Below are 12,795 nucleotides of genomic sequence, written 5' to 3'. Positions count from 1 at the left end.
ACCGCGAGGTTTCTATAGTGTCACGTACAATTATGCTTATTCCTACCGGCACCAGCGTCGGCCTGACCAGCGTCAGCCTTGGCGTGATTCGTGCCATGGAGCGCAAAGGCGTGCGCCTGAGCGTGTTCAAACCGATCGCCCAGCCGCGCGCTGGCGGCGATGCGCCAGACCAGACCACCACCATCATTCGCAAAAACTCCGCTATTCCGGCCGCGGTTCCGCTGCCAATGTCTCGCGTTGAGTCGCTGCTGGGTTCTAACCAGCAGGATGTGCTGATGGAAGAGATCATCGCCAACTACCACGCCAACGCCAAAGATGCGGAAGTGGTGCTGGTGGAAGGCCTGGTTCCGACGCGCAAACATCAGTTTGCCTCGGCGCTGAACTATGAAATTGCCAAAACGCTGAACGCGGAGATCGTCTTTGTCATGTCGCTGGGTAACGACTCACCGGCACAGCTGAAAGAGCGCATCGAACTGACGCAGAGCAGCTTCGGCGGCAGCAAAAACAAAAACATCACCGGCGTCATCATCAACAAACTCAACGCGCCAGTAGATGAGCAGGGCCGTACCCGTCCGGATCTGTCAGAAATTTTCGACGACTCCTCGAAAGCCAGCATCGCCAACATCGATCCTAAGCAACTGTTCGCCAACAGCCCGCTGCCGGTGCTGGGCTGCGTGCCGTGGAGCTTTGATCTGATCGCGACGCGCGCCATTGATATGTGCCGCCATCTCAACGCGGAGATCATCAACGAAGGTGAAATCCACACGCGTCGCGTCAAATCCGTCACCTTCTGCGCGCGCAGCATCCCGCATATGCTGGAGCACTTCCGTCCGGGCTCGCTACTGGTGACCTCAGCCGACCGTCCTGACGTGCTGGTGGCGGCCTGTCTGGCGGCGATGAATGGCATCGAAATTGGTGCGGTGCTGCTGACCGGCGGCTATCAGATTGAAGCGCCGATCGCCCGTCTGTGCGAACGCGCCTTCCAGACCGGCCTGCCGGTGTTCATGGTAAAAACCAACACCTGGCAAACCTCGCTCAGCCTGCAGAGCTTTAACCTGGAAGTGCCGGCTGACGACACGCAGCGCATCGAAAAAGTGCAGGAGTATGTGGCCGGCTTTATCAATGCTGACTGGGTTGAATCACTGACCGCCACATCCGAACGCAGCCGTCGTCTGTCACCGCCGGCATTCCGCTATCAGCTCACCGAACTGGCGCGTAAAGCCGGCAAGCGCATCGTCCTGCCGGAAGGCGACGAACCGCGTACCGTTAAAGCGGCGGCGATTTGTGCCGAGCGCGGCATCGCCACCTGTGTGCTGCTGGGCAATCCGGATGAGATTCAGCGCGTGGCCGCAGCGCAGGGCGTTGAGCTCGGTAAAGGCATTGAAATTGTCGATCCGCAGGTGGTGCGTGACAACTACGTGCCGCGCCTGGTTGAGCTGCGTAAGAGCAAAGGCATGACCGAAGTGGTCGCGCAGGAGCAGCTGGAAGATAACGTGGTGCTGGGCACCATGATGCTGGAAAGCGGCGAAGTTGACGGTCTGGTCTCGGGCGCGGTTCACACCACCGCCAACACCATTCGTCCGCCGTTGCAGCTGATCAAAACCGCGCCGAACAGCTCGCTGGTCTCCTCGGTGTTCTTCATGCTGCTGCCAGAACAGGTGCTGGTGTACGGCGACTGCGCCATCAACCCGGATCCTAATCCGGAACAGCTGGCCGAGATCGCGATTCAGTCCGCCGACTCCGCCAAAGCCTTCGGCATCGATCCACGCGTAGCGATGATCTCCTACTCTACCGGTAACTCCGGTGCCGGTAGTGACGTAGAGAAAGTGCGTGAAGCAACGCGCATTGCGCAGGAAAAACGCCCGGATCTGGTGATTGATGGCCCGCTGCAGTACGACGCCGCAATCATGGAAGACGTCGCCAAGTCTAAAGCACCGAACTCAGCGGTGGCCGGACGTGCGACGGTATTTATCTTCCCGGATCTCAACACCGGTAACACCACTTACAAAGCGGTGCAGCGTTCTGCCGACCTGATCTCCATCGGGCCGATGCTGCAGGGCATGCGCAAACCGGTTAACGACCTGTCACGCGGTGCGCTGGTCGATGATATTGTCTACACCATTGCGCTGACGGCGATTCAGTCGCAGCAGGCTGAAGGCTAATCCCCTTCCCCGCTCCGCATCAGCACGCCCGCCCGGGCGTGCTTTTTTTTATCCTGCGCCACAACCCTGCCCGTATAAACGCACTGGCAAAATCCCGCCTGCGCGCTAACACTGATTACACTCTCCCGCGACTTACGAGGTCAGCAATGAGCAACAGTGATGTGCACAGCCGTCGGTTACAGGCCACGCCGCGTGGCGTGGGCGTGATGTGTGATTTCTTTGCGGCGAAAGCCGAAAACGCCACGCTGTGGGACCAGCAGGGGCGCGAATATATTGATTTCGCCGCCGGCATTGCGGTGCTCAATACCGGCCACCGGCATCCCAAAGTGCTGGCGGCAGTACAGCAGCAGCTGACGTGCTTCACCCATACCGCGTTTCAAATCGTGCCGTATGAGAACTACATTCACCTTGCGGAGCGTCTGAATGCGCTGGTGCCGATTGAAGGCGCCGTGAAAACCACCTTCTTCTCTACCGGCGCCGAGGCGGTCGAGAACGCGGTGAAAATCGCGCGCGCAGCCACCGGCCGCCCGGGGATTATCGCCTTCAGCGGCGCGTTCCACGGTCGCACCAATATGACCATGGCGCTGACCGGCAAAGTTCTGCCTTACAAAACCGGCTTCGGCCCGTTTGCCAGCCCGGTGTTTCATGCGCGTTACCCCAATGCGCTGCATAACGTCAGCGTGCACGATGCCCTCGACAGTCTGGAGATGATTTTCCGCAGCGATATTGCGCCACAGCAGGTGGCGGCCATCATCTTTGAACCGGTTCAGGGCGAAGGCGGATTCTATGTCGCGCCCCCAGAGTTTGTGACGGCGCTGCGCCAGCTGTGCGATCGCCACGGCATCCTGCTGATCGCCGATGAAGTACAGAGCGGTTTTGCGCGCACCGGCAGGCTGTTTGCCAGCGAATATTATGAGGTGCAGCCGGATCTGATCACACTGGCGAAAAGTCTGGCAGGCGGGTTTCTGCTGTCGGCGGTGAGCGGCCGGGCCGCGGTGATGGATGCACCGGAGCCGGGCGGTCTGGGCGGCACTTATGCTGGCCATCCGCCGGCAATTGCCGCCGCGCATGCGGTGCTGGATATTATCAGTGAGGAAAACTTGTGCGAGCGTGCGCAATGGCTCGGTACGCAGCTGGCGGAAGCGTTGAACGGCGCCGGCTGCCGTGCGCTGGCCGAGGTACGCGGCTATGGCTCAATGATGGCGGCGGAGTTTCATGACGCCAGCGGCCGGCCCTCGGCGGAAATCGCCAAAGCGATTCAGCAGCAGGCGCTGGCCGAAGGATTGATTCTGCTGACCTGCGGCGTGCACAGCAACGTGATCCGCTTTCTTTATCCGCTAACCATTCCGGACGCCCAGTTCAGCACAGCGCTGAATATTCTCACCCGTATTCTCAGCCAGCATTAAACACAAAAGGCACCCTTAGGGTGCCTTAATGCGGAAGCGCAGGAATCAGGCTTCGCTGCTTTGCTTACTGCGCACCGCGTCACTGTTGCGGCTCAGCCACAGCGACAGGGCTTTGAGTGAATCATCGGTGAATTCATCACAGCGGGCGGTGATCTCTTCCGGCGTCATCCAGAACACTTCATCCACTTCCTCTTCCTGCATGGCAAACGGACCGTGCGACACGCAGCTGAACAGTCCACCCCATACGCGGCAGTGCTGATCTTCGAAGTAGAATTTGCCGTGCTCGGCGAACGGGACATCGGCGATGCCGAGCTCCTCTTCCGCTTCACGACGGGCGGATTCCAGCAGGTCTTCACCGCTTTGCACCACGCCGCCCGCAGTGGCATCCAGCATACCCGGCATGAAATCTTTGCTCTCGGTACGGCGTTGCACCAGAATCTTGCCCATGCCGTCGTGCACCACAATATAGGTAGCGCGATGGCGCAGACATTGCGCACGCATCTGCGCACGGCTGGCCTGCGCAATCACTTCGTTTTCTTCGCTAACGATATCCACCCACTCGATACCGTCACCTGCCGTTTGATCCACCATCCGGTAACCCTTTCTCTGTTTTCGGCGTGCCCAGCACGCGCCTGTTTGCGATGCTTTATTAGAATGAGCGCTAAGGTAAAGCGTTCTTTTCGCCGCCGCAAGGTTTTAGCGTGCTTTACCCGACTCGGCCAGCCACAGCTGCACTGAGGCGCGCTGCCACTGGAATTCTGCATAGTGCTGCAGCTTCACCGGCAGCGGATCGCCGTGCAGCGCCAGCCGGTTAATCATCACCGCCAGGTCGGTGTCGGCAATCGACCACTCGCCAAACAGGTTCTGCTGGCCGTCCGGCAGCAGGCGCTGCACCGCGGCAATCAGTTTACTGGCGGCCTGTTCGCCAGCGGGCGTGAGCGGAGCAAAGCGTTCAGCAGCAAACAGCACTTCAGTGGGTCGCTCCGTGCGCAGCGCCAGTAAATCGCTGCGCAGCCACGCCTGCACTTCGCGCGCGTGAGCACGTTTTTCGCGATCGCGCGGATAGAGGCGCTCAAACTCCGGCGCCGGAAAACGCTCTTCGAGATATTCGGCGATGGCCGAGGATTCATTCAGGCTGACATCATCAATTTGCAGCGTGGGCACACGGCAGGTCAGCGACAGGCCGCGGTATTCCTCGTCAAGCTGTGCATTGCGCGACAGGTCAACGCGCCTGACGGTAAAGGGAATGCCCTTCTCGGTAAGCGCAACATAAACTGACATGGCATACGGGCTAAAAAAACAGGAATCGGACCACAAGGTAATGGCGGGATAGTTCATCAGCTGCCTCGGCTAAGCGTCAGGTGTGCATCATGTTTACCGATTTTTGCCGGCTAAGGCAATGGCGCGCTGGTCCGATGTTTTGCCGCAGGACCACGGCAAACTGGCGGTTTTTCATCATAAGCGTAAGCGCTGTCACGCCGCAGCGGCACTTCTCTTCTATGCTCAATTCAGAGCAGATAATTAATGACAGGGAGACTAAACATGCACCTGCTTATTACCGGTGGTACCGGCTTGATAGGTCGCCATTTAATTCCGCGCCTGCTGCAGCTCGGCCATCAGGTGAATGTGGTAACGCGTGACGTGGCGGCCGCGCGGGAAAAACTCGATGCGCGCGTGATGCTGTGGTCGGGCATTAACCAGCAGTCCGATCTCAATGCTATTGACGGCGTCATCAATCTGGCGGGAGAACCGATTGCCGACAAGCGCTGGACCGAGCAGCAGAAGCAGCGCCTGTGCGAAAGCCGCTGGCAAATCACTGAACAGATCGTCTCGCTGATCCACGCCAGCAGCAATCCGCCGCGCCTGTTGATTTCCGGCTCGGCCACCGGCTTTTACGGTGATACCGGCGATGTGGTGGTGACCGAGGACGATCCGGGCCACGAGGAGTTTACTCACACCCTGTGCGCCCGCTGGGAGCAGCTGGCGCTGAAGGCGCAAAGCGAGCACACCCGCGTGTGCCTGCTGCGCACCGGCGTGGTGCTGGCGCGCGAAGGTGGCGCGCTGAGCAAAATGAAGCTGCCGTTCAAACTTGGCGTCGGCGGACCGATTGGCAGCGGCAAACAGTATCTGCCGTGGATCCACGTGGACGATCTGGTCAACGCCATCCTGTGGTTGATCGATAACGATCAGTTGCAGGGCCCGTTCAACATGGTGGCGCCTTACGCGGTGCGCAACGAGCAGTTCGCCGCCACGCTGGGCCAGGTGATGCATCGTCCGGCCTTTATGCGCACCCCGGCCAGCGCCATCAAACTGATGATGGGAGAATCCGCCGTGCTGGTGCTGGGCGGGCAGCACGTGCTGCCGAAGCGGCTGGAGGAGTCCGGCTTTGGTTTCCGCTGGTACGATTTGCAGGAAGCGCTGCAGGATGTCGCCGGCTGACGCATCTCCGCTCAGGCTTACCGCGGCGCCACGGCGGGCGTGTGGCAAAGCTGCTGCAGAAAACGCGCCGTTAACGGTCGGGTATCCTGCCTGCGCCAGACGGCATACAGCACGATCTCCAGCGCCAGATCGGGTAGCGGCATCAGCACAACGTTATCCGGTACGATGCGCGCCAGGCTATGCTGGATCAGGGTGAAACCCAGCCCGGCTTCGACACAGGCAAGCGCGGCCAGCGGACCATTCACTTCAAAACGAATATCCGGCTGGAAGCCGGCGCGCTGGCAGGCTGCCAGCAATCGCGCCCGCGCGGCAGGATTGAGATTTTCCTGGTCGGCAATCCACGCCCGGCCGTGCAAATCAGCCGCCACGGGCGCGGTCAGCGCACTGGATGCCGGCATCGCCAGCAGCACCGGTTCGGTCGCGATCTTCTTATGCACAAAATCCGCGTCATCGTGCGGCAGCGTATGCACAATGGCAATATCGATCGCCCCCGCCTCTAACCGGGCAATTTGCTGTGCAGAACGTAACGCATGCAGCCGGACATCAATGCCCGCCCCCGGTGCCAGCCGCGCCAGCGCCGCGGGCAGCAGGCGCGAGTGAATAGCCGCCTCCACATATCCAATATCCAGCCGCCCAACGTCACCCTGCTGCAGATGCTGCGCATACTCTTTTAGCCGTTCGTGATGCTGCAAAAAGGGCGTCACCTCGGTGAGAAAGCGCTTACCCTCGTCCGTCAGGCGCAGACGTTTCTTTTCACGGTGAAACAGCACCATGCCCAGTTCGCTTTCCAGCTGCTGAATTTGCCGGCTAAGCGGAGACGGCGAAATATGTAACCGTTCCGCAGCCTGACCAATATGCTCCAGCGCCGCGACAGTGGCAAAGGCGCGCAAAATTTTTATGTCCATGACAATCCGGGTCTCAACTCTGTCAAAAATGACACTGGTCACCTTAACGGTGTTAGCGTCATTATCGCGCTAACAGCCACTGACGCAGCATTATCATCGCGCTAATCCGCCGCGAAAATTGCCGCGTTATTTTGTTTAACGTGAACGAATAAATTAGCGCACAGAGATCATTATGAGCCAGGCAATATTTTCATACACCACAGGGAAATATCAGGTCAGCGCCATCAGCGACGGCACTATGCAAGCCAGTCTGAGTTTATTAACGGATATTCACCACGACGATGCGGTCGATCTGCAACGTCAGGCAGGCATAGCACAGCCGGGCGACATCCATGTGTTTTGTTATCTGATTCGCGGTCAGGGACGCGTGATTCTGGTGGATACCGGCATGGGAAAACGCGATGCGCAGAGCGGCAAATTACTGCCTCATCTGCAGCTGGCCGGGGTAACGCCGGACGACATCGATACCCTGTTATTAACCCATGCGCACCCCGATCATATTGGCGGCTTGCTGGACAGCGCGGGTCAGCCGGTCTTTCGCCATGCCCGGCTCTGCCTCAGCCACAGCGAAGCCGCCTTCTGGCAGGATGATGCGGCGATCAGCCAGCTGAGTGAACGCGCGCAGTTAAACGCGGCGCTGGTGCGGCGCACCCTGCAGGCTTATGGCCCGCGGCTGCAGCTAATGGCGGATGAGGAGATCAGCCCGGGAATCCGTGCGCTGGCGTTGCCCGGTCATACCCCGGGGCATTGCGGGTTTCGCATTGATTCAGACGGCGAGCGTTTATTGATTTGGGGTGATATTGTGCATTACCCGCCTGTTCAGCTGGCCTGCCCGCAGGTTTCCATCGCCTTCGATATCGATCCCGTCATGGCCAGAGAGACGCGCCGGCGTATTTTGCAGCAGGTGGCAGCGGAAAATACGGTGATTGCCGGTATGCATTTTGGCGCGTCTGGCTTTGCCAGAGTCGTGGCGTTAGCGAACGGCGGTTATACGGCCAGCTATATGTCAGCAAGTGACGATGGCGAAGCGAGTGAGCCATGACCGACTAACAGGCGGATTGGCGGTGACAGTACACCTGACCCTCCGCCTGTTATCACTTACGCCTGTTTCGGCTGGCCGTTCGACGCCGTCAGACCGCCATCGACCGGCAGGTTAACGCCGGTGATGTAACGCGCGTCGTCGCTGGCGATGAAAGCAATCGCGCTGGCGATATCTTCCGGTTCACCGGCGCGGCCCAGCGGAATACGGTCATAGAAGCGTGCAAGCAGCGCCTCATCGTTTTTCATCTCTTCGGTGAGATCGGTAAAGGTAAAACCCGGGCATACGGCGTTAACGCGCACGCCGTCGGTGCCATAATCCATCGCCAGCGCGCGGGTGAAATTGGTCACCGCGCCCTTGGCGGCGTTGTAGACACTCATGCCCCAGTCGCCGCCCAGTCCGGATACCGACGAGGTATTCACTACGTTGCCTTTACTGTTGAGCAGCGCGGGCATAAAGAAGTGGGTGCAGTAAAATACACCGTCGAGGTCAGTGCTCATCAGCGACTTCCAGTCCGCTATCGACACTTCGTGAATTTTGCCCTGCACAATGCTGCCGGCGTTATTCACCAGTACATCCACGCGCCCATACTGCTGCTGCACCTGCTCTGCCAGCTGTTTAACCTGATCCGCATCGCCGACGTCGCAGGGTGCCACCAGATGCTTCTCGCCGCTCAGCGTGCTCAGCACCTGTTCCAGCTTGTCGCGGGTTCTGCCCACCAGCACCACCTGAGCGCCTTCACTGGCGAAACGCTGCGCCGCTGCGGCACCAATGCCGGATCCGGCTCCGGTAATAACCACCACTTTCTCTGCAAAGCGCGACATATTTCCTCCTGGTTATTTCGTGGTTGAAACGGTTAAGCCTGGCAGCCAGCGCGCTGAGTTCAAGCGAAGCCTGCAGATTTAACGTGGCGCTTAGTTCAGAAAAAAACCGGCGGATTATCAAATAGTGCACTTTTTTGTACGGTTATTGGTCGCCACCACGCAGCCCGTCTACAGTTAACATTCGCGATAAAAATTTACAAAAACTGAAGATTCCGGCCCGTTGTGCCGCTGCGCACGCCGGCCGGTTACGCCTTATCTTGTTACTCTGTCTGGAAGCGATGATGAAAAAACGAGCCAAAACCCTGCCCGGTGTCACACGACGCCAGGTACTGACCTGGTCGACGCTGGGCGTTGCCGCTGGCGTCACCCGCGCCGCCGATGCCGTCTCCCTTAAGGGCGCTCCCGGCTGGACCCCCTTCGCCGATAACCCACCGGAACAGTTCCAGGCTCAGGGCTGGCTGTTCTTCACCGAGGAAGAAGCGCGCACCGTGGAAGCCATGGTTGACCGCATTATTCCGGCGGACGAGCTGAGCGTGGGCGGCAAAGAAGCCGGCTGCGCTGTCTTTATCGACCGCCAGCTGCACGGCTTTTATGGCACCTTTGAACGCCTCTACATGCAGGGCCCGTTTCAGCAGGGCACCACCGAGCAGGGCGACCAGTCGCCGCTGGTGCCGCAACAGCGCTATCGCCAGGGGCTGGCGGCGCTCAACCGCTACGTGCAGCAAACTTCGCAAAAGAACTTTGTCGATCTGACGCCAGCGCAGCAGGACGCGCTGCTGGCAGACATGGAAGCCGGAAAGGTGCATTTCAGCGGCTTTGATGCGCAGTCGCTGTTTCTTGAGGTGCTGAACAACACCATGGAAGGCTTCTTTGCCGATCCGATCTACGGCGGCAACAAAGACATGGTGTCGTGGAAGATGCTGGGCTTTCCCGGCGCGCGCTACGACTATCGCGAATACGTTGAGCGCCACAACGAAAATCTGGGCTTAGAGCCGATCAGCATTGCGCAATGGAAAGCACGGGGATAGATGATGAAGAAATTACCGAAAACCGATGTGGTGGTGATTGGTCTCGGCTGGGCCGGATCGATTATCGCCAATGAACTGGCCGACGAAGGCCTGGAAGTGATCGGCATTGAGCGCGGCCCGTGGCGCGACACCGCGCGCGACTTCAATATTGGCACCGTCACCGACGAGCTGCGCTACGTGATGCGCGAAGAGCTGATGCTACGCACGCGGCAGAACACCTGCACCATGCGCAACAATCCGTCGCAAACCGCCCTGCCGATGCGTACCTGGGGCTCGTTCCATCCGGGCAACGGCACCGGCGGCGCGGGCAACCACTGGGCCGGCATTACCTTTCGCTTTCAGCCGGAAGAGTTTCGCCTGAAAAGCCACCTGACCGAACGCTACGGTGCCAGTGCCATTCCGGATGAGCTGGTGCTGCAGGACTGGGGCACCAGCTGGGAAGAGATGGAGCCGCACTACATGCAGTTTGAGCGCGTGGCCGGCACTTCGGGTTACGCCGGCAATATTCAGGGAGAGAAACGGGCGGGCGGCAATCCGTTCGAAGGTGCCCGTTCGGCCGACTATCCGACGCCGCCGCTGCGCCAGCCCTATGGTCCGACGCTGTTTGCCGAAGCAGCAAAAAATCTCGGCTACCAGCCGTTTCCGGTGCCCTCCTCGCTGGTCTCCGAGGCGTACACCAATCCCTATGGCGTCACCATGGGTCCCTGCACCTTCTGCGGCTTCTGCACCAACTACGGCTGCGCCAACTACTCGAAAGCCAGCGCCATCACCACCGTGCTGCCGGCGCTGATGCGCAAAGAGAACTTTACCGCGTACACCAACTGCGAAGTGCTGGAAGTGCTGACCGATGCCAGCGGCAAACAGGCCACCGGCGTCACCTACATTGACTCCTCCGGCGATAAGTGGGAACAGCCGGCCGATCTGGTAATCGTCGCCGCCTTTACCTTTGAAAACGTGCGCCTGATGCTGCTCTCCGGCATTGGCCAGGCCTATGATCCGGTCACCAACAAAGGCACCACCGGCCGCAATTACGCCTATCAGACCGCCAACGGCGTCACGCTGTTTTTTGACAACAAAAACTTTAACCCGTTTATCGGTGCCGGCGCGGTGGGCATGGGCATTGATGAATTCAATAACGATAATTTTGACCACAGCGGTCTGGGCTTCTTCGGCGGCGGCAGCATCCGCGTGACGCCCATCGGCTCGGCACCGATTGGCTACCGGCCGCTGCCGCCCAACACGCCCAAATGGGGCTCGAAGTGGAAGCGCGCGCTGAAAGACAACTACCTCAGCACCATGTCAATTGGCTGCGAGGCCAGCAGCTACACCACGCGCACCAACTATCTGTCGCTCGATCCCAACTACAAAGATCCGCACGGCCGACCGCTGCTACGCATCACTTTCGACTTTGCGGCGAACGATCTGAAAATGGCGCAGTACTGCACGGGTAAAGTGGCGGAAATCGCTAAGTCGATGAACCCGCGCGAGATGATTGTCAAACCGATGACCGGCCACTGGAGCAGCGTGCCGTATCAGTCGTCGCACGTGGTTGGCGGCTTTATCATGGGCAGCGATCCCTCAACCAGCTCGGTCAATAAACATCTGCAGGTGTGGGATGTACCGAACCTGTTCGTGGTGGGCGCATCAGCCTTTCCGCAAAACCCGGGCTATAACCCGACCGGCACCGTCGGCGCGCTGGCATTCAAAGCGGCGCATGCGATTCGTCACTACTATCTGCAACGTCCCGGGGAGATGATTACCGCATGAAAACACGCCTCTCTCTGTGCGCTGCCGCGCTGCTGCTCACCAGCTTTGTGTCTCACGCCCAGCCGGAATACGATCAGTACGCGCGCGGCAGCTATATAGCCACGCTGGCGGACTGCACCGCCTGCCACACCGCCGATCCGCAGCAGCCGTTTGCCGGGGGCGTCAGGATGCAGACGCCGTTTGGTACGCTGGTCGGCGCTAACATCACGCCGGATCGCGAAACCGGCATCGGCAACTGGCGCTATGAAGATTTCCGCCGCGCCATGACCGAGGGCATCGGCCACGGCGGCAAGCGGCTGTACGGCGCGATGCCGTTCACCGCGTACACCAAAATGTCGGATAAGGATCTGCAGGATTTGTGGGCATGGATGCAGACGCTGCAGCCGATACACCACCCGGTCGAGACCAATCAGCTGCCCTTTCCTTTCAATATCCGCACCAGCCTGATGGTGTGGAACTGGATCAACTTTGACCGTGGCGCGTTCCAGCCGGACGCCAGTCAATCCGCTGAGTGGAATCGCGGTGCGTATCTGGTGCAGGGCGCGGGCCACTGCGGCACCTGCCACACGCCAAAAAATCTGCTCGGCGGCGATAAAAACGGCGCGTTCCTGCGTGGTGAAGTGGTCGAAGGCTGGATGGCGCCGGACATCACCGCGAACCCGCACAGCGGGCTGGGCAAGTGGAGCCAGCAGGATATCGTCAGCTACCTGCGTACCGGCGTGAACCGTTTCGATATCGCTTCCGGTCCGATGGCCGACGCGGTGCGTCACTCCACGCAGCACTGGCGCGATGAAGATCTGCAGGCGGTGGCGGTGTACCTGAAAAGCGGTGAATCGCGTGATGAGCAAGCGCCCGCCGCACTTGCCGCGACGGACGATCGCATGAAGCTGGGCGCGCAAATCTATGCGGCGAAGTGTTCAGCCTGCCACAGCCCGGGCGGCCGCGGTGAGAAGAATATCTTCCCGCAGCTGGCGGACAATCCGTTGCTCAATCAGGAGGATGCCACCTCGCTGATTCGGGTGGTCGCCGCCGGCAGTCGCGGTGTCGATACCGATGCCCGCCCGACGGCACCGGCAATGCCGGCCTTTGCCGGCACGCTGGGTGATGAGGAGATCGCCGCAGTGGTGAGCTACATCCGCAACAGCTGGGGAAATGCCGCCGCACCGGTCAGCGCTGACGACGTGAAGAAAGTGAAACAGAAGCTGGAATAGGGCCGTGTCAGCAC

General features: G+C 59.8%; 11 protein-coding genes. 7 read left to right on the top strand and 4 right to left on the bottom strand.

The features are described 5' to 3' along the window. The first annotated feature begins 17 nt into the window (after positions 1-17). Both pta and C1N56_RS06545 read left to right on the top strand, forming a co-directional pair. Positions 18-2,162 (top strand): phosphate acetyltransferase, encoded by a 2,145-nt coding sequence (pta, locus tag C1N56_RS06550; protein WP_176428128.1) that lies wholly within the window; start codon positions 18-20, stop codon positions 2,160-2,162. Between the two features lie 146 nt (positions 2,163-2,308). Continuing rightward, a complete protein-coding gene (locus tag C1N56_RS06545) occupies positions 2,309-3,568 on the top strand; it encodes a 4-aminobutyrate--2-oxoglutarate transaminase (protein ID WP_394517291.1) in 1,260 nt (419 codons plus the stop codon). A 45-nt stretch (positions 3,569-3,613) separates the two neighbouring features. Here the strand turns inward: C1N56_RS06545 and yfcD are convergent, their stop codons facing one another. After that, positions 3,614-4,159, bottom strand: coding sequence for an NUDIX hydrolase YfcD (gene yfcD / locus C1N56_RS06540; protein ID WP_021509200.1), 546 nt, complete (start codon positions 4,157-4,159; stop codon positions 3,614-3,616). A 105-nt stretch (positions 4,160-4,264) separates the two neighbouring features. After that, on the bottom strand, positions 4,265-4,906 hold the full coding sequence (gene yfcF / locus C1N56_RS06535; protein WP_058758433.1) for a glutathione transferase: 642 nt from the start codon (positions 4,904-4,906) through the stop codon (positions 4,265-4,267). Between the two features lie 204 nt (positions 4,907-5,110). Between yfcF and C1N56_RS06530 the strand changes: the two genes are divergently transcribed. Next, positions 5,111-6,007, top strand: coding sequence for a TIGR01777 family oxidoreductase (locus tag C1N56_RS06530; RefSeq protein WP_211725181.1), 897 nt, complete (start codon positions 5,111-5,113; stop codon positions 6,005-6,007). Between the two features lie 17 nt (positions 6,008-6,024). Here the strand turns inward: C1N56_RS06530 and C1N56_RS06525 are convergent, their stop codons facing one another. Beyond that, positions 6,025-6,912 carry a LysR family transcriptional regulator gene (locus tag C1N56_RS06525; protein WP_211725180.1) on the bottom strand — a complete coding sequence of 296 codons (888 nt, stop codon included), beginning with the start codon at positions 6,910-6,912 and terminating at the stop codon, positions 6,025-6,027. A gap of 169 nt (positions 6,913-7,081) precedes the next feature. Here C1N56_RS06525 and C1N56_RS06520 point away from each other — a divergent pair, with 169 nt between their 5' ends. Then, complete coding sequence (locus C1N56_RS06520; protein WP_394517458.1) at positions 7,082-7,954, top strand: MBL fold metallo-hydrolase; 873 nt, start codon at positions 7,082-7,084, stop codon at positions 7,952-7,954. A 56-nt stretch (positions 7,955-8,010) separates the two neighbouring features. On the opposite strand, the gene C1N56_RS06515 is transcribed toward C1N56_RS06520, so the two are convergent. Further along, positions 8,011-8,775: a meso-2,3-butanediol dehydrogenase gene (locus C1N56_RS06515; protein WP_021509195.1), complete on the bottom strand. Its 765-nt coding sequence runs from the start codon at positions 8,773-8,775 to the stop codon at positions 8,011-8,013. Positions 8,776-9,056: 281 nt separating this feature from the next. Between C1N56_RS06515 and C1N56_RS06510 the strand changes: the two genes are divergently transcribed. From C1N56_RS06510 to C1N56_RS06500, 3 genes are read left to right on the top strand one after another with little or no spacing between them, the layout of a single operon-like run. Beyond that, positions 9,057-9,803, top strand: coding sequence for a gluconate 2-dehydrogenase subunit 3 family protein (locus C1N56_RS06510; RefSeq protein WP_021509194.1), 747 nt, complete (start codon positions 9,057-9,059; stop codon positions 9,801-9,803). Further along, on the top strand, positions 9,804-11,570 hold the full coding sequence (locus C1N56_RS06505; protein ID WP_104188552.1) for a GMC family oxidoreductase: 1,767 nt from the start codon (positions 9,804-9,806) through the stop codon (positions 11,568-11,570). It abuts the gene before it with no gap. Further along, positions 11,567-12,781 (top strand): c-type cytochrome, encoded by a 1,215-nt coding sequence (locus C1N56_RS06500; protein ID WP_394517290.1) that lies wholly within the window; start codon positions 11,567-11,569, stop codon positions 12,779-12,781. Before C1N56_RS06505 ends, C1N56_RS06500 begins: the two co-directional genes overlap by 4 nt. Positions 12,782-12,795: the final 14 nt, after the last annotated feature.

This window comes from Pantoea sp. SGAir0175 (assembly GCF_043547855.1).
Note: the sequence above shows the minus strand (reverse complement) of the source record. Positions and strands in the feature narration are given on the sequence as shown.